Consider the following 24012-nt stretch of genomic DNA (forward strand, 5'->3'; position numbering starts at 1 on the left):
GAGGGGACATGGCTGCAGTCCATCAGTTACAAGGCGTTGGCAATGCCGCCGCTGCATTACTCGAAAAACTAAATATCTTCAATACTGATGATTTGCTTTTTCATCTACCACGTGACTATGAAGACCGTAGCACGATCATTCCTATGAATCAATTGAGCGTGGGACGCAGCTATCTGCTGGAAGGCATCGTTAAAGGTGTGGATTTCCCCCCTGGCAAACGCAAATCCATGGCTGTGCTGCTAGATGATGATTTTGGCAAAGTCACTTTACGTTTTTATCATATTTATAAAGGCATTACTGACCGCTGCAAACTGGGTAACCGTTTAAGAATTTTTGGTGAAGTGCGGGTTGGTGCGCGCGGTCTGGAAATGTATCATCCCGAACTGCAAGTCATTACTGAGGACACACCTTTACCTCAAACCCAGCTCACGGCAATTTATCCGGCGACTGAAGGCCTGACCCAACCCAAAATACGGGACTATATTCAGCAGGCCTTGGCTCAATACAGCGATCATCTGCCTGAACTGCTACCAGCAAAATTTAGTAATGGTTATGCGCTGAAACAGGCACTGGAATATATCCATCATCCACCAGTCAATGCCAATATGCTGCAGCTGGCACAAGGCTCACATCCTGCACAGCAGCGCCTGATCTTTGAAGAACTGGTAGCGCATCAGATCAGTTTATTGACACGTCGGGCCTTCATTCAGCAGGTCGAAGCGCCTTCATTTGCGCCAAGTCAGACCTATGCCAAACAGCTTTTAGCCAGTCTGGCTTTTGAAATGACCGGTGCGCAAAAACGTGTATCCAGAGAAATTGCACAGGATTTAAGAACCAATAAACCGATGTTGCGTCTGGTTCAGGGCGATGTCGGCGCGGGTAAAACACTGGTGGCCGGTGTCGCGGCCTGCCATGCACTGGAAGAAGGCTGGCAAGTGGCGTTGATGGCACCGACCGAGATTCTGGCCGAGCAGCATTATCTGAACTTTAAACGCTGGTTTGAGCCTTTGGGCTTAAATGTAGCCTGGCTTTCCGGCAAGCAGAAAGGTAAAGCTCGCGCAGCAGCAGAACAGCTGATTCGGGACGGAAGTGCCCATCTGGTCATCGGCACCCATGCGCTGTTTCAGGAAAATGTCGAGTTTGCCAAACTGGGTCTGGTGATTATTGATGAGCAGCATCGCTTTGGTGTGGATCAGCGCCTTGCTCTCAGAAATAAAGGGCTAGATGGTATGTCACCGCATCAACTGGTGATGACTGCGACTCCGATTCCACGCACACTGGCCATGTCTGCCTATGGTGATCTGGATACCTCTGTGATTGACGAGCTGCCGCCGGGCCGTACCCCGATTCAGACCGTGACCATTCCATTAGACCGGCGCGAAGAAGTCTTGCAACGGATTGCCAGCAACTGTGCTGAAGGCAAGCAGGCCTACTGGGTGTGTACACTGGTAGAACAGTCCGAAACTTTAGATGCCCAAGCTGCAGAAGCGACCTTTGCCGAAATTCGCGAGCGCTTTCCTGCGCTGAATATCGGACTGGTACATGGCAAGATGAAAGCCGATGAAAAACAGGCGGTAATGCAGCAGTTTAAAAATAATGAATTACAGCTCCTGATTGCCACCACCGTGATCGAAGTCGGCGTCGATGTACCCAATGCCTCCATTATGGTGATTGAAAATGCCGAGCGTCTAGGTCTATCTCAATTGCATCAGCTACGTGGCCGGGTCGGTCGTGGCGCCAAAGCCAGCTTCTGTGCCCTGCTGTATAAGCATCCACTTTCGCAAAATGGTCAGGAACGTTTAAGAATCATGCGCGAAACCAATGATGGTTTTATGATTGCCGAGAAAGATCTGGAGTTACGTGGCCCGGGTGAGCTGCTCGGGACCAAACAGACCGGGGACATGAATTTCCGTGTGGCCAAACTTGAACGTGATGATCACCTGCTCAATCAGGCACATTATGTGGCTCAGCAGATGCTCAAGGATTATCCCGATCAGGCCGAAGCATTATTGCAACGCTGGCTACCGGAAGCACCGCGCTATGCCTATGTTTAAATTACTGCAACATGGAAAATCCTGGCTGACTCGCTTACAGCCCTGCCAGCTCTGTCTGACCGATCATCAGTCCATTCATTCAGTCTGTGAAGATTGCTGGCGACAATTACCCTGGGCACATCAAACCATTCAACGGCAGGAAATGCAGTTCCAGATTGCCTGCGACTATGCTTACCCGATGGACCGGCTGATTCAACTGTTTAAATATGAACAGAAGCTGCATTTGCAAAATTTACTGGCAGGTGTGCTGTTAAGTTTAGACCTACCTAAAGTCAGTGCGATAGTACCGATGCCGATCTCGAATGAGCGTCTGGCTGAGCGCGGTTATAATCAATCTCTAGTGCTGGCCAAACATGTGGCAAAACAGTTGAATGTACCCATCTGGCAACCTGTTCGACGAATGAAACAACACTCGCAAAAGGGCCTAAGCCGGCTGGAGCGGATTGAAGACATCCAATCACAATTCCAGATCAGTACCATTTCCAAGCTGCGTTACCGTCGGGTGCTGATTATTGATGATGTGGTGACGACCGGCAGCTCGATTCGAGCACTGAGCCAAACACTTGAACAACTGGGCTGTCAAAAAGTTTATGCAGCCTGTCTGGCAGGTGCTCAAATCTGAAAATTTAAGCTTGGGCGAGTAACTGCGACTTCACCCAAGGAATCACAATTTCAGTGGTCAAGGGTGCGAGTCGTAGCTCTTTTTCATCCAGATCGACCCATTTCATTTCGGCAATTTCCGCTTCAATTTTTGGCGCTTGATCTAGACTTACCCAATAGACATAACTCACCAGTTGATGATCAGGTTCATTTGCCGTCTGGGTTTCAAAACGCCCAATGAATTGCTGAATCTGCGCCTGTGTGCCAATTTCTTCCTGAATTTCACGCAACATCGTTGCTTCTGGTGCTTCATTTGGCTCCAGCTTGCCACCAACCTGCATAAAGCAGGATGTCCCTTTTTTGCGAACCACCAGCAGTTGCTGCGCTTCATTTAAAATAATGGCTGCAGCCACCGTAATCACGTTCATTTATTTTCTACAAATCATGCTGTGGACAGCTTATTTTACAAGATCGGTCTGATCGACCATACCCCATTTCGCTTCAGGCGGCTGATAACTTTCAAACTGGCGCAAAATATCATCCAGATTATCACTCACAATTAAAGCATCGCTAAAGCGCGCTTTGGTAAAACCTTTCTCAATCGTCATATAGATAAATTTGAGTAAATCATCATAGAAACCATCTACATTTAAAAAAGCACAAGGCTTTTTATGAATTCCCAACTGTGCCCAGGTCCATTGTTCAAAAATTTCCTCTAGGGTTCCGGCACCACCCGGAATGGCAATAAATCCCTGGGCCAGTTCCGACATGCGGGTTTTACGTTCATGCATATTATCGACCACAAATAGCTCGGTAATATGCGGATGCGCCAGTTCACGATTGACCAGCTGTCTTGGAATTACACCAATCACCTTGCCACCAGCAGCCAAAGCACTATCAGCAACAATGCCCATTAAACCGGAGCGACCACCGCCATAGACCAGCGTCTGATGCCTTGCTGCCAAGGTTTGGCCAACCTTTTCGGCAATCTGGGCATAGAGAGGATCCGAGCCCAGTGCTGAACCACAAAAAATTGCAATAGAATTCATCATTTCACTCTCCAATTGACGCTATATTGTACGAAATCGCTGCAAGCGCGCTTTTTCCAAAAATAACTGCTTAATATCAGTGTTTTTATTCAATTCCTTGTCTAAAATACACCCATTCCAATTCACATACTGCGCCAGGGAGAAAAGACAGCATGCTTGAAGCCTTTTACGCCACAGAGCGCGGTAGCTTAGAAGATATCACGATTAATGGTGATTTCGACCTGCATCCAGATTTAGTATGGCTTGATCTGATTGCACCTTCACAAGAAGAGCAGCAATGGATTCTAGATGCCTATGCGCAAAACTTACCGACCTTAAAATCGCTGGAAGATATCTCCTCTAGTGCCCGATTTTACCGTGATGATGACGGTATTTTGCATATCAGCACCTATTTTTTAACCAAAAATAAAAACTATCAGGTCGAGAATGAAAACGAAGATGAATCCAGCATGCTGGCGACGGTACAAACCGTAGCATTCATTCTGCATAAGGACCGTCTTTTTACCTTGCGTGGCGAAAAGCTGGTGGCCTTTCGTGCCTTCCGTGCCCGTGCGCGCCGCAATGATTATGAAATCGATTATAAAGATCCGACCTGGATTTTATTGGGCCTGCTCGAAGCCAAACTGGATGAGCTGGCCGACATTCTGGAAGATGTACATAAAGATTTAGAGAAATATTCAACTGAAGTGTTGAATAACCGCCATCGCGAGCAGATTCTCGATCTGGATGACATGATTACCCGGCTAGCTCAACTGGAAGATATGCTTGGTAAAGCGCAGCTCTGTCTGATCGATTTACGTCGTGTTCTGACTTTCCTGTCTCGTCCACGCGCCTTGGGCAGTCATATTTATGATGCGGATATCCGAGAACTCAGTGAAGATGTGCGCTCGCTGGTGGAGCATGATGCCTTCCTGTTCCAGAAAGTGCGCTTCCTGCTCGATACCACGTCCGGATTCATTAACACGGAACAGAACGATACGATTCGTCGATTCTCGATCCTGCCAAGTATGCTTGCACCGCCGATGCTCATTGCCAGTATTTATGGCATGAATACCGAAGTTCTGCCTTTTGCACAAGGCTCCATGAGCTTCATTATGGTCAGTATTATTTTGATCGGCTTTTTGATCGGGCCATTGATTTACTTTAGATGGAAGAAGTGGATTTAATTTCTTCACCCTCTCTCTAACTCTCTCCCATAGGGAGAGAGGACTTCCAATATTTATTGAGATAGTAGTTTTTAAAAATATCATTTCTATCCATAAATTTAGAGAGGAAGTTCCCTCTCCTTTTAGGAGAGGGTTAGAGTGAGGTCATATTTTAATCCTTCCTAACGTCCTTTTGATAAAGGAAGGACTTTACTTTTAAAATGTGTCAACAATAAAAAAAAAGCACCTTTCGGTGCTTTTTTTATTTACTGAATGATCTGTAAATCATCCTGTAAATGACAGGCCTGAATGATATTCATCATTTTAGCAGGGACAGCTTTAAACTGTAGTCCTTGCGCTTGAGGCGTCTGGCGCAACCAGCGCACCAATACTGCCAAAGCCAAAGTACTACCACTTTCAAGCCCAGCTAGATTAACCACAAGCGGAAACTTGCTCTGTGACTGAACCACACGCAGACCATTTAGGTAATAGTCCTGCGCATTGGCATAGTCAATCTTGCCTGAAACCTGCAATTCCTGATCCTTGAATACAATCACGGCTCACCTATCTGATTATTTCTTGTTCTTGTCGATTGCAGCTTCTGCATCCGGTTTGAAGTTAGCAATGGCTTTATCTATATTACCGCCATTACGTTTGACTGTCGCAGCAAACTGGTTACGGAATTGCAAACCTAGATCGATACCCGATACGTTGATGTTGCGGATTTTCCATTGTGAACCTTTGTCCACCAGCTGGAACGCCACTGGAATTTTCTCGCCTTTATTATTAAAGTCGATGGTTACAACAGGATTTTTGCTATTGCTGGCCTTGTACGGACGCACGGTATAGGTCTGATTGCTGAACTTGGAAAATGCAGAACCATAATTTTCAATGAGCGTTTCACGGAAATTCTTTTCAAACTGCGCGCGCTGTGCAGCAGTACTATACTGGTTCGTCGCATAAGTCCCCATCACAATACGCGTGAAAGACTGTGAATCAATGTATGGATCCAGATTCTGGCGGACAATCGCTTTTACCAGCGCTGGATTGTTCTGCAATTTTGCGTTATCAGCTTTGAGGCGCTCAATCAAACCATCTGCCACTTTTTTAATAAAAACAGGTGGTGCTTCAGACGGTGCAGCAAACACTGTACCAGCAATCATTGTTGAAAGAATGCTTGCTGCAAGCGTTTGTTTTACTAAAGTCTTCACTGAAATCTCCTCAATCTATTATTCAACAAATACAGGTTCTGCATCAGTCGATTCTGAAACTGTCGCCTGTTCTGGGGCAGTTTCTTGACTATCCGACGATTTACCGGCACCGCCAGTAATGAATTTCGTCACTAAATCTTCAATTTCCATGGTGCCTTGGGTATTGGCAATCTGATCACCGCGTTTCAAATAGTTCAGACCACCACCTGGAATAATTTTCAGGTATTTTTCACCCAACAACCCATTGGTCGCTACCATAATATAAGCATCTTCATCAATATTGGTGATGGAGTTCATGTTATCTAACAGTTGTTTTTCCATGTCTTTTTGTTGCGCAGGTGCAGCCGCAGTATAGTCCGAACTATAACGTAACTCTTCCAGTGCTTCCTGCTGAACCTGCTTTAACTGTTCAGCATTAAACGAGGTCAATGAGCCATCCAGGGTCATATGCACGGTCGCCAGACGCGTGACTGGATCCAGGGTAATGTCATCCACTTGTCCCACTTTCACACCACTCAATGCCACTTTGGCACGCGGCTTAATCCCATTTACATTTTCAAAAGTCGCTGTCATTTTATAGCTGTCGGAAATATTGTGTCCGACCAGACCACTGACACGCATTGCTAGGAAAAATAAGGCAATACCAAACAAAATAACAAAAACACCAACGGCCAGCTCACTAGTACGTGATTTCATTAAACACCTCCGAACATGACCGCAGTCAACACAAAGTCAAAACCTAAAACGCACAGCGAAGAATACACGACTGTACGTGTTGTAGAAGTTGCAATACCTTCCGATGTCGGGACACAGGCATAGCCTTGGTATACCGCAATCCAGGTACAAATTAATGCGAATACAAAACTTTTAATAATGGTGCCATTTAAGACATCTTTATAGAATTGCACGCTGCTTTCCATGCCGCTCCAATAAGCGCCTTCATCGGCTCCCAGGAAATCCACCCCGACCATTTTGCCGCCCATAATGCCAACTGCAGCAAAGATGACGGAAAGCATTGGCAAGCTAAAAATCCCTGCCCAAAGACGTGGAGAAATCACCCGCTTCAATGGATCGACACCGATCATTTCCATACTGGACAATTGTTCAGTGGCTTTCATCAGGCCAATTTCCGCAGTCAAAGCTGAACCGGCACGTCCTGCAAACAGCAAAGCAGCGACCACAGGTGCCAGTTCACGCAGCAAGGTCAGCGCGACCGCTGTTCCCAGCATCGACTCACTACCAAAGGTCGACAAGATGCTAAACATCTGCAAACCAAGCACGGCTCCAATAAACAGGCCAGAAACCACAATAATCAGCAGGGACAATACCCCAACCCGATACATCTGATAAACAAACAGCTTTACTCCAAGCCAGGTCGGCATGGAAAATAAAATCTGCAACAGCATCAGGGTCGCGACCCCAATCCCCTGTACACGTTCAATAACGCGTCTACCTAATGCGGCAATTGCATTCATGAACGAACCTCATCACTTAAATAAGCTTGATGACTAAACTGATAATCCACCGGACCTTCTACCGAACCGGTCAGGAATTGCTGTACAAAAGCAGATGGATGCGCTTTCAGCTCTGCCGGCGTGCCCTCGCCCTGAATTTTGCCTTCTGCCACCACATAGATGTAGTCTGCAATCGATAAAGTTTCTGCAACATCATGCGAGACAATAATCGTGGTTAAGTCCAGTGCTTCACGTAATGAACGGATCAGACGAGTCAAAACGCCCATCACAATCGGATCCTGTCCGGCAAACGGTTCATCGTACATGATCAGCTCAGGATCCAGCGCAATCGCGCGGGCCAAAGCCACGCGTCGGTTCATACCACCGGATAGTTCAGACGGCATCATCTGTTCTGCACCACGTAAACCGACTGATTCCAGTTTCAGTGCCACGATTTCCTTAATCAGATGTTCCGGCAATTTGGTATGTGCCCGAATCGGAAATGCGACATTTTCATACACGCTCATATCGGTAAACAAAGCACCGCTCTGAAACAACATACCCATCCGTGCACGTGCTGAAAAAAGTTCGGAACGTGACATCGTGGCAATATCCTTGCCGTCCAATAAAACCTGACCGTGCTCAGGAACCAGCTGCCCACCGATCAATCTTAATAAGGTAGTTTTACCAGTACCGGATGGCCCCATAATGGCGGTAATCTGCCCACGACGAATATTTAAACTCACGTCGTCATAAATCACGCGCTCACCCCGCTTGAAGCTCAGATTCTTGACTTCAATCAGAGATTGAGTATCTCGCGCTGTTTGATTTTTCATAGCTGAGTTTATTCCTGCATTTTTTCAGCATGCATACTATAAAGGAACGAAGTTCAAAATGTTAGCAGTTGAAAAAGGTGGTTTAATATCATAAAAAATGACAACAATGGATTATTTCGTATTTTTTGTAATAAAAATATGCACTTAAGCTTGAGCCAGGTACATTGATTAATTAAAAAGACTGTATAAATAATAGATAATATTACATAAAATCAAAGTCAATGCGATATATGGCATATACACCTCTATCAATTGAGATCGAAGAGCTAAGCTTTTCATATTAATAGTTATCATAACCCTGACAAAATATGATTTAGTAGACATTTTACGTTAAAAAGCAAAAAACTCAATGCATAAAAAAACCGGTATTTCTACCGGTTTTTTTTATCTTCATCTAGCGACTGAATTAGTCGTTAAATTTACGACGTGGACGATCTTCACCACCGAACGAACGTTCACCACGTGGCTTGTCATCAAAGTTGCGACGTACTGGACGATCACCGAAATCACGCTTTGGACGGTCATCACCGAATGAACGTGCTGGACGATCACCGAAACCACCTTCACGACGTGGAGCAGGACGATCACCAAAATCACGTTTTGGACGATCACCATAACCGCCTTCACGAGCTGGTTTATAATCTACACGGTTACCACGGTTGTCATCATTAGAGCGAGGACGGTCACCAAAACCACCTTCACGACGTGGAGCTGGACGATCACCGAAGTCACGCTTTGGACGGTCATCAAACGAACGTTGTGGACGATCACCGAAACCGCCTTCACGACGTGGAGCAGGACGATCACCAAAGTCACGACGTGGACGATCTTCGCCAAATGCTGGACGTTCGCCACGAGGTTTGTCATCGAAGCTACGACGTGGACGATCATCGCCGCCTTCACGACGTTTGAAGTTGCTTTCGCCTTCAAAACGACGACCGCCACCGAAACCACCACGACCGCCATCACGACGACCGCCATCACGGCCACGACCGCGACCAACGCCATCACGGCTACCACGTGCAGGAGGTGGAGATGGCTCAAGACCTTCAATTTCAGATACGTTTAGACGCGCATCAAGGAAGTCTTCCAAAGCACGGATTTTACCGCGTTCACGGTAAGTCGCCAAAGTAATTGCTTTACCAGTACGACCCGCACGACCTGTACGACCGATACGGTGTACATAGTCTTCGTTCTTCATTGGAAGACCGAAGTTGATTACGTGTGAAATTGTTGGTACGTCAAGACCACGCGCTGCAACGTCAGTTGCAACCAGAATCTTCGCACGACCTTCACGAATGCTACGTAAACGACGGTTACGAACAGTTTGTGGCATAGCACCGTGAAGCGCTACAACTGATAGACCTGCTTCAGCAAGTTCTTCAGCCAACATATCTGTATCTTCTTGAGTTGACGCAAATACAACTGCTTGATCAACGTCTTCTTCGTTCAACCAATGAGTAAGAAGTTTTTTCTTGTGCTCGAAACCGTCAGTCCAATGCAAAGTCTGAGTAATATCAGTATTTGTAGAGTGACCAGTTTCGATCGAAATACGCATTGGATCATTCATCATGCGTTCTGCAAGTGTAATGATACGTGGTGCAAAAGTCGCAGAGAACATAAGAGTCTGTTTGCGGTTTGCAGCCAATTCACCAATTGCTTCTAAGTCTTCAGAGAAACCCAGGTCAAGCATACGGTCAGCTTCATCGACGATTAACGCGTCAACTTTATCCAATTTGATTTGACGACGATTCACCAAGTCAAGTAGACGACCTGGAGTTGCAACAACAACTTGCGCGCCTTTTAACTGTTGAATTTGCTTACCAAAAGGCATACCGCCCATGATTGCCGCAATACGAACACCTTTCATGTGACGTACAAATGCGATTGCGTCTTGACATACCTGTTGTGCCAATTCACGAGTCGGTGAAATCACCAAAATATTCGGTTGAGTAACCGCTTTCATACGGTCTTTAAACGGCACTAATGTATCTTGGTTTGCCAACGCATTTAACGTAGGCAGTAAGAATGCAGCAGTTTTACCAGAACCTGTTTGGCTTGACACAAGAAGGTCTTTGCCTTCAAGCGCAGCTGGAATCGCTTGTTCTTGTACAGGAGTAGGAGTAGTAAAGCCTAAAGCGTCGAGAGCCTGGGTTAGAGAGTCGTCGAGGGAAAAATCAGCAAAAGTTTTGCTCATAGAGAGTATTCACCCTGAAGTGGGTGCTCCATTTAATAAATAACAATTATGGACATCGGCAAAAAGCGGCACAACAAATAATGCTGAAAATATTAGGATTCAGCAGCGATCCGAGTAACGACGATGTGGATATAACGCACGCATGATTACGGCCGCAAACCTGAAGGAATCGCTTAAGCGATTGGGGCGCGAAGGATATGTCCTCTCTATGGACAGCACGCGCATACAATGATTAGAAGATAGTGTTCAGGTAAAGAACAGAAATTAAGTGCGTGGCGGAATTATAGCAGAATATTCCACAATGTCATTAAGTTTTAAAACTAATTTTCCTTATTCATAATTTATCTATATATTTCTAATACTTAAAATATAACAAAAAATGTAACAGGCGGTATAAAAAGTCATTTTTCGCCAATTCATCTGATATTTCCAGTATTCAAGCAAAGATCAACAACCCTTTACCATGCTCTCGCGACTTAAACTTCTGTGCATAAAAAAGGCATCCCGAAGGACGCCTTTTCTCAATATTAGATCTAATTCATCTAAACCCGATTATTTTGCTGCTTCGCCCCAAGCAGGAACAACTGCTTGCATTAAAGGCTTAAGCATTTTCATTGAGCAAGCCAAAACTTGACCATTTTCCATAGAGTCGCTACCACCACGTGCATCAACTACAGTACCGCCTGCTTCTTTCACGATCAATTCGCCAGCTGCGATATCCCAAGGCTTTAAACCAAGTTCGAAATAACCATCGAAACGACCTGCAGCAACATAGGCTAAATCCAATGCTGCAGAACCTGAACGACGATATTGCGCGCCAGCTTCAGTTACGTTTAACAGGGTTTGAAAATGATTCTTGGCATAAGACACAACTTCGCCATTACGCTTGGCACGATAAGCGTGACCAACAGCCATAAAGGTATTTTCCAGGCTGTCTTTAACATTCACACGAATACGGCGCTGGTTCATCATGGCACCACGACCACGACTCGCAGAGAATAGCTCATCTTTCACCGGGTCATAAATCACCCCGTGTTGAGTAATGCCTTTGTGCTGAACTGCGATAGAGATACAGAAATGCGGGAAACCGTTAATGAAGTTTAAAGTACCATCTAGCGGATCGATCACCCAACACCAATCGGCGTCATGACCTTTACCTTCCTGATAGCCAAACTCTTCACCAAGGAAACTGTGATTTTTATAGCTTTTACGTAGGGTATCGATGGTCAACTGTTCCAAATAACGATCTACACGCGTTACCGGACCATCAATTCCTTTTTCTTCGACTTGTAGATCGAGTTTATGACGATTCTGATGCGCTTTTAAAAGCTCTTGACCAACTAACTGAGCCGCACGCGCAGCCATCACCACCATAGGTTCCATTGAACACCCACTACAAATTTGAAGACACTGATAAAGAATAATGCATAAAAGCCCCGATATCTTAGCAAATATCAGGGCTTTTTTGGGAAAAATGTGTCTAAAATTTTTAAGATATTATGACAAGACGCTTTGCCCCAGGCTGGACCAAGCCTGATTGATCGATTTTTCAATGCCTTGCGCATCCAGACCCGCTTGCTGCAACATCTGTGCATGGGTCGCTTGCGCCATAAACGTATCATCCAGACCCAGATTCAACATCGGTTTGACAATCTGTGCTTCTGCCAGATATTCATTCACGGCACTACCTGCACCGCCCATCACTGCATGTTCTTCCACCGTGACAAACAGACTGGTGCTTAAAGCGAGATCATCGAGCATTTGAGTATCCAGTGGTTTGACAAAACGCATGTTAACCACACGCACGCCAATCTCATGTTTCACGGCAAATGCTTCAGCAGCGTCGACTGCAGCCTGTACCCGGCTACCAAAGGCCAGCACAGAAATATATTCATCATACTGCCCATTAAAGCTGGCCACGATTTCTGCCTGACCGATTGGAATCTCAACCATCTTTTGCTGAATCTCAACGCCCAGTCCATTGCCACGTGGATAACGTACCGCTGCCGGTCCTGGATATAAATACGCAGTATGCAGCATTTGACGGCATTCATTTTCGTCTTTCGGCGCCATGATCACGATATTCGGGATAGTACGCATATAGGCATAGTCATAAGCACCGGCATGGGTCGGGCCATCTTCACCGACCAGACCGGCACGATCAATACCGAAAGTAACATCCAGATTCTGCAAAGCCACGTCATGTACCAGTTGATCATAACCACGTTGCAGGAAAGTCGAATAAATTGCAACCACTGGCTTCAAGCCTTCACAAGCCATACCGGCAGCCAAGGTAACTGCATGCTGTTCAGCAATTGCTACATCAAAAAAACGCTCCGGATATTCTTTGGCAAATTTCACCATGCCTGAGCCTTCGCACATGGCGGGTGTGATTGCGAGCAAACGGGCATCTTGTGCCGCTTCATCGCAAAGCCATTGCCCAAATACATCCGAATATTTCGGTGCAGTATTGCTGGCGGCAACAGCATTGATTTTGCTAATCGCGTGATATTTGATTTGATCGGATTCTGCCGGAGCAAAGCCCTTGCCTTTTTTGGTATAGATATGAATCAGGCGTGGGCCTTTACGCTTTCTCAGCGCATTAAAGACATGCACCAGCTGTTTGACATCATGACCATCGTACGGGCCAAAATAGTCAAAGCCGATGGCTTGGAATAAGTTATCTGCAGCATCGGTCGCTGCACTGTGCAAACGCGAGTTATACAACCATTCTGGATGTGGCTGTACATATGCCTCACCCTGCTCGGTAACATTAACGAACTCACCGCGCTCCCAAATGGCAGCCAGATGTTTGGCAAAACCACCGGTACTGCAAGAAATCGACATATCATTGTCGTTCAGCACCACCATCAGATCAGCACTGTGTGCCACGGCATCATTCAAAGCTTCAAAAGCCATACCTGCCGTCATGGCGCCATCGCCAATAATCGATACCACTTCACACGGCTTGTTCTGATAACGACGTGCCAGCGCCATACCTAGGCCAGCAGAAATCGCCGTCGAAGAATGCCCTACCCCAAAGGTATCAAATTCAGATTCTTCACGAGCCGGAAACGCAGCCAGACCATCTTTGGCACGAATCGTGGTGAGCTGTTCACGACGACCAGTCAACACTTTATGCGGATAGGCCTGATGACCTACATCCCAGATCAGGCGGTCATGCGGTGTATTAAAGCAATAATGTAAAGCCACGGTGAGTTCAATCACACCGAGATTGGCACCAAAATGTCCGCCACTTTGCCCGGCAGCATACAAAATGAATTGACGTAACTCATCCGCCACTTGTTCTAGCTGGCTTTGCTCGAGTGCACGCAGTTGCTCAGGATGATTGATCGCATCAAGCAACGGTGTTACAGGGCGTTGAGTTGGGATTTCTGTATACAGCATATTATGGCAAAGCCTTCTAAAGCCTGGCAAATCTAAAGCTAGGTCAATGGGGAGTACCCGATCATATAGCTGAATTGTAGCAGCTTCAATTCAGCTACGCTTCTAGCGATGCAATATTAAACAATGATCTCGTCGGGGTGAAAAATTGCAGCCTACGATTATCCTGAATAATCTTACTATTTATCAACTATTATCGTTCGCTTTCTACAAAAAAGAAAATCTATTGCAGAATTTCGACTTTGCAATTCTACCAATGTTCAAGCATTACGCTATACTTTAGCCAATTTCAGGATTTAACGGGTTCAGCTGTGCCAATCGAATTTGTCGCAACGTCAAGATTACCTACCGCTCACGGTGAATTTAAAATTACTGTATTTCAAGACCCTGAGACTGGCGAAGAACATGTCGCACTTTCCAAAGGACTTGAAGAAATATCAGATGAGCCAGTGGTGGTGCGTGTGCATTCTGAATGTTTAACCGGTGATGCCTTTGCTTCACTCAAATGCGATTGCGGCCCGCAATTGCAAGCGACTTTAAAACTGATCAATGAATTAGGCCGCGGGGTCATTCTGTATTTACGTCAGGAAGGTCGTGGCATTGGCCTGACCAATAAAATTCGCGCTTATGCCCTGCAAGATCAGGGCCACGATACAGTTGATGCCAATTTAATGCTGAACCTGCCCGCAGATGCACGCCAGTATGATATGTGCAGCATCATGCTGGATCATTTACAGGTGAAAGCAGTACGCCTGGTGACCAATAACCCTTCTAAAATTGAGGCTTTAAAAGCCCAGGGAATTAACGTGATCGATCGTGTGCCTTTGACTGTGGGTTTAAACCCTTTTAATGAACAATATCTCAAGACCAAGCACGAACGCATGGCACATCTTTATAAAAAGGATGATTTTTAATATTTTTAAAACCCTGTCCTACCTTATTTTAACTTAACCACTCCAAACCTCCCTTTCTTGCGCTTCGACTTAAAGCAATGCTTAAGTCTTGCTCGGGGAGGTTTTCCCTATCTTTCTTAAAAATGGGGTTAGGGGAAGATTAAATCGTCATCGAGAAAATCCGGTTCTCCGGTATGCGTCGCTTTAAACGTAAATCAAAAGCCATACAAATATTGCGTACAAATGGTTTCCCTTTCTCCAGAATCGTGACTGACGAGTCTGAAAATTGAATCAAACCATCCTGTGCCATTTCCTCAAGCTGTTCCAAAACCTCATCAATTTCAGGGAAAAGCATCTCGGAATTTTCCCATGAGGTGCTAAAGCTGCACATCAAATTTAGAATATGTTGCCGGATGATCAGATCTTCCTGATTTAAGACATGTCCTTTAAATACCGGAATTTCATTGCGCGTCAGGCATTCATAATATTCTTCAATGGTTTTCACATTCTGCGCAAAGCTGTACCAGCTATCACTGATTGAAGAAATGCCTAGCCCAATCATCACCTGGGTTTTAGAGGCTGTGTATCCCATAAAGTTGCGGTGCAATGTTCCCGCTTGAAAGGACTGGTACATCGCATCTTTCTCTAAGGCAAAATGATCCATACCGATTTCATGATAGCCATGTGCCAGAAGTTTCTTTTTACCCGCTTCATAGCATTCCCGTTTGATCGCATCTTTGGGCACATCGGCATCTTTAAAACCGCGCTGACCATTACCTTTAATCCAGGGCACATGTGCATAGCTATATAAAGCCAGACGGTCCGGCAAGAGCGAATTGGTTTGCTCAATAGTATTTAAAACATCATCCAGACTCTGAAATGGCAGACCAAAGACCAGATCATGGGAAATCGATTCATAGCCAATTTCTCGCGCCCATTCGGTCACCTGTTTAACATTTTCATAAGGCTGAATCCGGTGAATCGCCTTTTGCACGGTTTCGTTATAATCCTGCACACCATAACTGACCCGACGAAAACCCAGGTCATACAATCCCTGCAAATGTTCACGCGTAGTATTATTGGGATGACCTTCGAAACTGAATTCATACTCAGGCGCTACGTCTGCTTTGGCCAGAATGCCTTGAATTAGTTGAGCCAGATGTGCCATTGAAAAAAAGGTCGGCGTTCCTCCACCAAAATGAATCTCTTTAATGATGGGCTTTTCTTGTAATAACTCGCAATATAGATCCCATTCTTTCAGCAGTGCCTGAATATAAGGTTGTTCGACTTCATGGCGTTTGGTCACGCGCTTATGACACCCGCAGAAGGTACACAGGCTTTCGCAAAATGGCAGGTGGATATACAAGCTAATGCCTTCGCTTTGATTGGATTCATCAAAAGACTTTTTTAGCGTTTGCGTCCATTGTTCCAGCGAGAAATTCTGCTCTTCCCAATATGGAACAGTGGGATAACTGGTATAGCGTGGCCCGGGAACATTGTATTTTTGAATCAGGGAATTGACCTGTACCGACATGAGACCCACCTATTACCGTCGAGAAATGCTCAAGCCAATGAGCGCTTGTGAGTTATTGTGCTGAGCTTGAAAAAAGAATTCAACCTAGCCATTTAGTCGGATTTAATGATGCATTCTGCTTATGAATAGTGGAATGTAATGTCTGGGCTGATGAATTGCATCACCAAATTAGACCTTAATCTTTGACTGATTTTATGCTTTGATGTCGTTAGTTTTTTATTTCCCTACGAGGGCTCTGATGCAGCATCCTACATCTACGGATATTCAACACGTTCGTGAATTTCTCCTCGACTTGCAGGCACGGATTTGTGCAGCATTAGAACAGCAGGAACGTGCTGGCGGCGGTACGGCCGAATTTATCATCGATGACTGGGAGCGTCCAGAAGGTGGTGGTGGCCGTTCACGTGTTTTGCAAAATGGTACGGTGATTGAAAAAGGTGGGGTAATGTTCTCCCACATCAACATTTCCAAGCTACCTGCTTCTGCGACCGAACGCCATCCCAATATTGCCGGTGCCAAAGCGCAAGCGATGGGGGTATCACTGGTCATCCATCCAAAAAACCCGAATATACCGACTTCGCATGCCAACGTGCGTTTATTTGTGGCTGAAAAAGAAGGCCAAGATCCGATTTGGTGGTTTGGTGGCGGTTTTGACCTGACCCCGTTTTATCCGAATGATGAAGATGTACTGTCTTGGCATCAAACGGCGCATGATCTATGTGCGCCATTCGGCGAAGATGTTTATCCTGAACATAAACAATGGTGTGATGATTATTTTTATCTGAAACATCGTGATGAACAGCGTGGCGTTGGCGGCTTGTTTTTTGACGACCTGAATCAATGGGATTTTGAAACCTGTTTCCAGTATATGCAGGCTGTAGGCAATGGATATCTAGAAGCCATTCTGCCGATTTTCCAGCGCAATCAGGATAAGCCTTATACCGAAGCACAACGCGAGTTTCAGTTATACCGTCGCGGCCGTTATGTGGAATACAATCTGGTTTATGACCGCGGCACCCTGTTTGGCTTGCAGACTGGTGGCCGGATTGAATCGATTCTGGTCAGCCTGCCCCCGCTTACCGGATGGTCATATCGCCCTGAATGGGATGAGGGCTCACCGGAAAAACGTTTAACAGATTACTACCTGAAACCACATAACTGGTTAACAGAATTAAAATCCAACGCAATGAAATGATACAAACGGCCCTCAAATAGAGGGCTGTTTTAATAGATATATCCTCTATACTGCTGCATAGAAATACCTGATTTGATCGCGGCACCCTATCGCTACATCGATCATATTCCATTTGATGTCTAGTGAGAATAACAATGCATAATCTTCAATTAAATCTACCTGTGTTGACCTTTTGGCTTTTTCTGGCTCTCGCCATCAGCGCGATGAGTACCGCAATTTTGAGTCACAACCTGATTCTGGATGGCGCCGCTATTCTGGTGAGTATCCTGACTGGGTTTGGGGTTGTTCTCAGTATGGCGCTGATGTTTGCGGAACATATTATGGATATTTGCAGTTCCTAAAACCCGGATCACTTAACAGCAATTTAAAATCGCGCAGGCTTTAGTCTCTGCGCTTTTTCACGTATATTGATGGCCATTTCCGCACATGGACATTGTGAAATGAGCAAACAATTTTCCGTGATTGGTAACCCGATTGAACAATCACGTTCTCCAGAATTGCATCACGCCTTTTCTGCTAAAACTGGTGTCGACCTGAGTTACACCAAGCGTCTGGCGCCACTGGATGGCTTCGTAGCCAACATTCAGGAATTCTTTAGCAATGGCGGTAGTGGCATGAATGTCACCGTACCCTTTAAAGAACAGGCTTTTGCCCACTGTCAGGTGCTGAGTGAACGGGCCAAAATTGCCAAAGCCGTGAATACGCTATGGATGGAAAATGGTGTGCTGCATGGCGACAATACCGATGGTCAGGGACTGGTTGAAGCAATTCGAGCACTAGATTGGCCACTGGAAAATACAGATATTTTAATTATTGGTGCAGGCGGTGCCACGCGTGGTGTAATCTATCCCCTAGCCCAGGCAGGTGCGAAAAAAATCGTGATCGCCAATCGTACCTTGGCACGGGCGGAACAACTGGTCGCTGATCTTCAGAATGCCGTACCGCAAGTCGAATTACAGGCGATTTCACTAGACACTTTAGCCGGTGAATTTGATTTGATGATTAATGCCACTTCTGCCAGTCTCAGCGGTGATGCCTTGGTTTTACCGGAAACGCTACAGTTTAAACGGGCCTATGAAATGGCCTATGGCAAACCTTCTTCCTTTCTGGATCAAGCCAAGGCACGCGGTGTACCGACATCTGAAGGTTTTGGCATGCTGGTCGGTCAAGCAATTGAATCTTTTTACATCTGGAATGGTATCAAACCGGATTTAAAAGAGTTTCTTTAAAACCCCTATCTCTCTAATGAGTTCAGTTCGGGTTGCAACTGCAACCCTTTACTTCCCTCCTACTACTTTTTATAAGCTGAAAAACCATGGATTGGTTTTAATGACATTTTAAAATGAGTTATTTTGCCACCTGAATCCGAGCACAATTCATACAAAAATATACTGGACAAATCACCTTTTAACTCATTAAATTCCATTGATATAACAAGTTTTTAATCTTCCTGTAATGTAAACACCTAATGATGAAATTCGATGATTTCATTCATTAGCCTTAAAAATCGATTAGCTTTTCTGACATTTTTATTCACTGAATTCATCAATGTTTTTTTATCCCGAATGTGAATAATCAAAGAATCGATACAGATAATCCAAAACTAATTTCAATCAGGATTAAACGCATGCCAGCATATAAAGCCCCTTTACACGACATTCGCTTCCTTATGAATGAAGTGCTTGACTACCCTGCGCACTACCAGAATTTGTCGAATGGTGAATATGCCGATGCCGACACGGTAGATATGATCTTAGAAGGCGCTGCAGATTTCTGTGAAAATGTACTGTCGCCGTTGAATCAAAGCGGTGATGAAGAAGGCTGTCATTTTGAAAATGGCGAAGTAAAAACACCGAAAGGCTTTAAAGAAGCTTACGACCAGTTCGTACAAGGTGGCTGGCAAGGTCTGTCTTATCCTGAAGAATTTGGTGGCCAAAACCTGCCAATGTCTTTAAACCTGATCAAATCGGAAATGATGGGGACTGCAAACTGGTCATTCCAGATGTATCCGGGTTTAAGTGTGGGTTGTATCAACACTATCATGCAATATGGTACCGATGAGCAGAAAAACACGTATCTGCCTCACTTAGTTGCAGGAACTTGGGCGGGCACCATGTGTCTGACTGAGCCGCAATGTGGTACTGACTTGGGTCAAGTTAAGACCAAAGCAGAGCCGAAAGAAGATGGCAGCTATGCGATTTCAGGAACTAAAATCTTTATTTCTGCAGGTGAGCATGACCTGACTGAAAATATCGTACATATCGTACTGGCACGTCTGCCCGATGCACCACAAGGTACCAAAGGGATTTCTCTGTTTATCGTACCTAAATTTATTGCTGCGGCGGATGGCGGTATCGGTGAGCGTAATCCAGTGAACTGCGGTTCGATTGAACACAAAATGGGGATTCGCGCTTCAGCAACGGCTGTACTGAATTTTGACAATGCGACTGGCTACCTGATTGGCGAACCGAATAAAGGCTTGCACGCTATGTTCACCTTTATGAACACGGCGCGTATTGGTACTGCGATTCAGGGTATTTGTCATGCTGAACTGTCGTTCCAGGGTGCTTTACCTTATGCTAAAGAACGTATGTCAATGCGTGCCTTGTCTGGCAAAAAAGATCCAGAAAAAGTGGCGGATGCGATCATTCATCATGCCGATGTACGCCGTATGCTGTTGACGCAAAAAGCCATTGCTGAAGGTGGCCGTGCCATGATTTATCATGCAGCAAAAATTGCCGACAACATGAATGATGCTTTGCTGCGTGGCGATACTGCAGCATTTGAACAGCATGATGACCATCTTGGGTTCTATACTCCAATCCTGAAAGGCTTCCTGACCGAAATGGGTTATGAGGCATCAAATCACGGTATGCAAGTCTTCGGTGGACATGGCTATATCAAAGAATGGGGCATGGAACAGATCGTACGTGACTCACGTATCTCTACCCTGTATGAAGGCACAACAGGTGTTCAGGCACTGGATCTGATTGGCCGTAAAGTGCTGTTGACATCAAAAGGTAAAGTTATTCGTGATTACACTGCTGAAATCCTGAAATTCTGCGGTCAGCATGCACGTAATAAATATATGCGCCGCTTTGCCTGGGATTTAACCAAGCTCTGTGCACAGTGGAATGCACTAACTGTGCGTATCATGCTGGCTGCACGTAAGGACCGCGACATCGTTTCTTCTGCATCAGTCGATTTCCTAATGTTCTCCGGTTATGTGATGATGGCCTACTTCTGGGCACAGCAAGCTGCAGTCGCTTCAGCCAAACTAGCTTCTAATGACGGTACGGAAGTTCCAGAATTCTATAAAGCGAAAATCAAAACTGCTGATTTCTACTTTGAACGTATTCTGCCACGTACTCAAGGTCATGCTGAAGCGATGGTGAATCCCTCTAAAACCATGACGGCACTCGCTCCAGAACACTTTAGCTTTGACTATTAAGTTGTAAATTGAGTTAAAAAGAGCGCTTCGGCGCTCTTTTTATTGACGCAGACGCCCTTGTTTAACTTAAAAAACCTTTCTGGATAGAAAATATACAAATTTAATTTTATATTTTTCAACATCCTAATAAATTAGCCAAATAAAACGCTTGTATATCTCAAAATAAGCGGTATGATAATCCCAACTAGAAAAATTCTTGTTTTGGTTAGTCTTCTTTTAAGTATCGCAGTTTTAGTCATAAACCTTCGTATTACAGATCAAAAAGCTCCATCCTTTTTATTTTTCAAAGTTACAGTTAGTCATCTGAAATTTTGGCTATAAATTCATACGATTCAATAGGTTATATTATGTCTAATACAGTTAACGGTACAGTAAAATGGTTCAACGAAACTAAAGGTTTTGGTTTTATTCAACAAGAATCAGGTCCAGACGTCTTTGCTCACTTCAGCGAAATCACTGGTTCAGGTTTCAAAACTTTAGTTGAAGGCCAAAAGGTTTCTTTCAGCGTAGCTCAAGGTCAAAAAGGCCCTACAGCTGTAAATATCGTTGCTCTATAATTTAGACGCAAGATATTGAAAAAAGCACTCTTAGAGTGCTTTTTTTGTGCCTATCATTTTTCTCATACCGCTCTAGCTTTTAAAGATCATTGGGTTGTTCTAAAAACCGGTGTGCTCTATGCCAGGCTAAAAATACCGGATCAGGGGCAAAACGTTTTGGTACGTCGATTCGTTTACCGTGATAAAGTTTTAAATAGGCGTATAAACTCGCATCTTGCTTGGCTTGATTCGCAAGACACACTTTAAGCCCTTTATCTAGCGTGATAAATCCCTGATCGAAAGCTTGATCCAATAAAGAAGATAAACAAATTCCATTACGCGGATTTCTTCTATGTACCTGATTTTCAGACCAAGGTACGATATGAGAAGCCACTAAAAAGGCTTTGGTCTTAATACCAGAGATCGCACATTGATATTGATAATTAAGTTTAACTTGTAAAGCAAATTCCTGGTGTGGCGAACCGCGAACTTTTACATTGGCATATTGATCTTCAACACTATAATCGAGGATTTCTTGACGTAAATGCGTATCTAACAAAGCATCCTGTTTTTCGCCTATTCCTGCTAATTTAAGTAATCGCCAAAAATCATCTGCCGTGATCTCATTCATGCCATATTGTTGAAAAAAATGTTCCCAAGTATTTCCGCGTGGTTTAAAAGTCCATTGAAAATCTTCCAAATCGGACTGCAGAATAGGATCTATAAAACGTATACCATCGATCACTTTCGCAAAGACCGGTTTGGTTCGGCGTTTTTGATGATTTTGAGGAATGGCAGTAGGTGCAATAATCTTGGCTATACGGCCTGCACCATAAAAATAGAATTGATTTTTAATTTCAGAGGCTTTTTGCGGTCGTCGATATAAAAAGAAATCCCCTTCCCTGACTCGATTATATTTAGACTGATCCCAATGATATTCTTTAAAGTCCCGATCTTCATAAACCAGATGATCACTTTTACTATCAAAAATAAAGAATCGGGTATTAGTTAAATCCAGCTGTTGAAAATCCCATAATGTATCCACCTGCCCACCCTCTAGAAATTATAATATTCATTTAATTTAATCTTTGAATATTCTCAGAAAACTTCTCTTTAAGAAAGCGTCAATCAGACTTTAGGCATTTTATTTAAGGCAATAAAAAACCCCAATAAACTCCTATTAGGGTTTCTTTTAGAACAATGGAGAAATTAAATAATTAAAGAAATTCTTCTAATACCGAATTTAAAAAGATATGTCCCTGTTCGGTACATGAAAGCCGGTCTTGATCATCAACCATTAATTTTCTGTCACGTAAAGAGCTCAGTAACTCCTGTAAAGTATCTAGACTCAAACCGGTACGTTCGGCATAGAGTTTGGCTTCCACACCCTGATTTAAACGTAACGCATTCATCATAAACTCAAAGGGCATGTCAGCATCTTCAATTCGCTTAAACTGCAGATGTTCAGCAGGTACTTTGGCTAAGTAGTCTTTAGGTAAACGGGTTTTCTGGAACCGATACACGCCATCCGGCTGAGTGACTTTGCCATGTGCTCCGGCGCCAATTGCCAGATAATCACCAAACTGCCAGTAATTCAGATTATGCGCTGAAGGCAGTTCTTTACGCCAAGCCGAAACTTCATAGTTGACAAAACCCTGGGCTTTTAAATAAAGCTCACCCTGCTCCTGAATATCTTCCAATACTTCATCGACAGGCAAAATCGGTTGAGTCCGGAAAAATACCGTATTGGGTTCAATCGTCAACTGATACCAGGAAATATGCGTAGCACCCTGTTCTACCGCCAGTTTTAAATCATGTAAAGCCTGTTCTAAAGTCTGTTCCGGTAAACCATGCATCAAGTCGACGTTAATGCGCTGAAAGCCAGCTTCACGTGCCAGCCCAATGGCAGAAATCGCATCTTCATTGCTGTGAATCCGTCCCAAACGCTTGAGATGCCCGGTATCAAAACTCTGCACCCCAATTGACAAACGATTAATGCCGGCCTGCAAATAACCGGCAAACGGATCATGTTCGACCGTACCGGGATTGGCTTCCAGCGTAATCTCACAGCCTTCGGCAAAGGGAATAACGGCTTTGAGCTGATCAAATAACCATTGATAGCCTGGGGCAGAAATCAGTGACGGCGTCCCCCCACCAATAAAGACACTGTGAATCTGCCGGCCTTGGGCAAAATCGACCTGAGTTTTAAAGTCTTCCACCAGTGCTCGTAAATATTCCTGTTCCAATTCCAGTGATAGCTGACCATCCGGAACCGCATGCGAATTGAAGTCACAATAAGGACATTTGCGCACACACCAAGGCATATGAATATATAAGGACAAAGGGACAGCAGCAGGATTCAATTCAGCCAAAGAACTACTCAAAAACGATTACAAGATATAGCGGAATTTTAACATGACTCGGCGGCAACACTGCTAAAATTAAATTTGAT

Annotated in this window: 22 protein-coding genes; 9 read left to right on the top strand and 13 right to left on the bottom strand. The window is 44.7% G+C overall.

What is annotated here, in order from left to right; translation table 11 throughout:
- The first annotated feature begins 8 nt into the window (after nt 1–8).
- Both recG and FTV42_RS01710 read left to right on the top strand, forming a co-directional pair.
- On the top strand, nt 9–2054 hold the full coding sequence (recG, locus tag FTV42_RS01705) for an ATP-dependent DNA helicase RecG (protein WP_180037201.1): 2046 nt from the start codon (nt 9–11) through the stop codon (nt 2052–2054).
- Nucleotides 2041–2676, top strand: coding sequence for a ComF family protein (locus FTV42_RS01710; RefSeq protein WP_005101225.1), 636 nt, complete (start codon nt 2041–2043; stop codon nt 2674–2676). The genes recG and FTV42_RS01710 overlap by 14 nt, the downstream gene beginning before the upstream one ends.
- A 4-nt stretch (nt 2677–2680) precedes the next feature.
- Here the strand turns inward: FTV42_RS01710 and FTV42_RS01715 are convergent, their stop codons facing one another.
- Together FTV42_RS01715 and FTV42_RS01720 are read right to left on the bottom strand one after the other, a co-directional pair.
- Nucleotides 2681–3082 (bottom strand): NUDIX domain-containing protein, encoded by a 402-nt coding sequence (locus tag FTV42_RS01715; protein WP_005108590.1) that lies wholly within the window; start codon nt 3080–3082, stop codon nt 2681–2683.
- Nucleotides 3083–3112: 30 nt separating this feature from the next.
- Entirely contained in the window at nt 3113–3703 is a 591-nt protein-coding gene (locus FTV42_RS01720; RefSeq protein WP_180037317.1) for a TIGR00730 family Rossman fold protein, read from the bottom strand.
- Nucleotides 3704–3855: 152 nt separating this feature from the next.
- Here FTV42_RS01720 and FTV42_RS01725 point away from each other — a divergent pair, with 152 nt between their 5' ends.
- Entirely contained in the window at nt 3856–4869 is a 1014-nt protein-coding gene (locus FTV42_RS01725; RefSeq protein ID WP_004732304.1) for a CorA family divalent cation transporter, read from the top strand.
- 245 nt (nt 4870–5114) lie between these two features.
- Here FTV42_RS01725 and FTV42_RS01730 read toward each other — a convergent pair whose 3' ends face one another.
- The 8 genes from FTV42_RS01730 to dxs all read right to left on the bottom strand — a co-directional run bounded on the left by FTV42_RS01730 (nt 5115) and on the right by dxs (nt 13954).
- Nucleotides 5115–5405, bottom strand: coding sequence for an STAS domain-containing protein (locus FTV42_RS01730; protein WP_004281528.1), 291 nt, complete (start codon nt 5403–5405; stop codon nt 5115–5117).
- 15 nt (nt 5406–5420) lie between these two features.
- Entirely contained in the window at nt 5421–6059 is a 639-nt protein-coding gene (locus FTV42_RS01735) for an ABC transporter substrate-binding protein (protein WP_180037202.1), read from the bottom strand.
- An 18-nt stretch (nt 6060–6077) separates the two neighbouring features.
- Complete coding sequence (locus FTV42_RS01740; protein WP_180037203.1) at nt 6078–6755, bottom strand: outer membrane lipid asymmetry maintenance protein MlaD; 678 nt, start codon at nt 6753–6755, stop codon at nt 6078–6080.
- Complete coding sequence (gene mlaE, locus FTV42_RS01745) at nt 6755–7534, bottom strand: lipid asymmetry maintenance ABC transporter permease subunit MlaE (protein ID WP_005248230.1); 780 nt, start codon at nt 7532–7534, stop codon at nt 6755–6757. Before mlaE ends, FTV42_RS01740 begins: the two co-directional genes overlap by 1 nt.
- The gene (locus tag FTV42_RS01750; RefSeq protein ID WP_004645032.1) at nt 7531–8349 is read right to left on the bottom strand and encodes an ABC transporter ATP-binding protein; all 819 of its coding nucleotides are present in this window, start codon (nt 8347–8349) and stop codon (nt 7531–7533) included. Before FTV42_RS01750 ends, mlaE begins: the two co-directional genes overlap by 4 nt.
- Nucleotides 8350–8755: 406 nt before the next feature.
- Nucleotides 8756–10546, bottom strand: a complete 1791-nt coding sequence (locus FTV42_RS01755; protein WP_180037204.1) for a DEAD/DEAH box helicase — start codon at nt 10544–10546, stop codon at nt 8756–8758.
- A 552-nt stretch (nt 10547–11098) separates the two neighbouring features.
- Nucleotides 11099–11929 carry an inositol monophosphatase family protein gene (locus FTV42_RS01760; RefSeq protein WP_004281534.1) on the bottom strand — a complete coding sequence of 277 codons (831 nt, stop codon included), beginning with the start codon at nt 11927–11929 and terminating at the stop codon, nt 11099–11101.
- Nucleotides 11930–12043: 114 nt separating this feature from the next.
- Complete coding sequence (gene dxs, locus FTV42_RS01765; protein ID WP_180037205.1) at nt 12044–13954, bottom strand: 1-deoxy-D-xylulose-5-phosphate synthase; 1911 nt, start codon at nt 13952–13954, stop codon at nt 12044–12046.
- Between the two features lie 308 nt (nt 13955–14262).
- Between dxs and ribA the strand changes: the two genes are divergently transcribed.
- Nucleotides 14263–14865 carry a GTP cyclohydrolase II gene (ribA, locus tag FTV42_RS01770; RefSeq protein ID WP_004281536.1) on the top strand — a complete coding sequence of 201 codons (603 nt, stop codon included), beginning with the start codon at nt 14263–14265 and terminating at the stop codon, nt 14863–14865.
- Nucleotides 14866–15004: 139 nt separating this feature from the next.
- Here the strand turns inward: ribA and hemN are convergent, their stop codons facing one another.
- Nucleotides 15005–16378 carry an oxygen-independent coproporphyrinogen III oxidase gene (gene hemN, locus FTV42_RS01775; RefSeq protein WP_180037206.1) on the bottom strand — a complete coding sequence of 458 codons (1374 nt, stop codon included), beginning with the start codon at nt 16376–16378 and terminating at the stop codon, nt 15005–15007.
- 238 nt (nt 16379–16616) lie between these two features.
- On the opposite strand from hemN, the gene hemF reads away from it, so the two are divergent.
- The 5 genes from hemF to FTV42_RS01800 all read left to right on the top strand — a co-directional run bounded on the left by hemF (nt 16617) and on the right by FTV42_RS01800 (nt 21581).
- Nucleotides 16617–17573 (top strand): oxygen-dependent coproporphyrinogen oxidase, encoded by a 957-nt coding sequence (gene hemF / locus FTV42_RS01780; protein WP_180037207.1) that lies wholly within the window; start codon nt 16617–16619, stop codon nt 17571–17573.
- Nucleotides 17574–17707: 134 nt separating this feature from the next.
- Complete coding sequence (locus FTV42_RS01785) at nt 17708–17914, top strand: hypothetical protein (protein ID WP_180037208.1); 207 nt, start codon at nt 17708–17710, stop codon at nt 17912–17914.
- 99 nt (nt 17915–18013) lie between these two features.
- Nucleotides 18014–18802, top strand: coding sequence for a shikimate dehydrogenase (gene aroE, locus FTV42_RS01790; protein WP_180037209.1), 789 nt, complete (start codon nt 18014–18016; stop codon nt 18800–18802).
- 398 nt (nt 18803–19200) lie between these two features.
- A complete protein-coding gene (locus FTV42_RS01795) occupies nt 19201–21024 on the top strand; it encodes an acyl-CoA dehydrogenase C-terminal domain-containing protein (RefSeq protein WP_005249863.1) in 1824 nt (607 codons plus the stop codon).
- A 347-nt stretch (nt 21025–21371) separates the two neighbouring features.
- Nucleotides 21372–21581: a cold-shock protein gene (locus FTV42_RS01800; protein WP_004281542.1), complete on the top strand. Its 210-nt coding sequence runs from the start codon at nt 21372–21374 to the stop codon at nt 21579–21581.
- A 79-nt stretch (nt 21582–21660) separates the two neighbouring features.
- On the opposite strand, the gene FTV42_RS01805 is transcribed toward FTV42_RS01800, so the two are convergent.
- On the bottom strand, nt 21661–22605 hold the full coding sequence (locus FTV42_RS01805) for an HNH endonuclease (protein WP_180037210.1): 945 nt from the start codon (nt 22603–22605) through the stop codon (nt 21661–21663).
- Nucleotides 22606–22777: 172 nt separating this feature from the next.
- Nucleotides 22778–23932 carry a radical SAM family heme chaperone HemW gene (gene hemW / locus FTV42_RS01810; RefSeq protein WP_180037211.1) on the bottom strand — a complete coding sequence of 385 codons (1155 nt, stop codon included), beginning with the start codon at nt 23930–23932 and terminating at the stop codon, nt 22778–22780.
- Nucleotides 23933–24012: the final 80 nt, after the last annotated feature.

Source organism: Acinetobacter sp. YH16052, assembly GCF_013417155.1.
In the GTDB taxonomy this organism is placed as follows: Bacteria; Pseudomonadota; Gammaproteobacteria; order Pseudomonadales; family Moraxellaceae; genus Acinetobacter.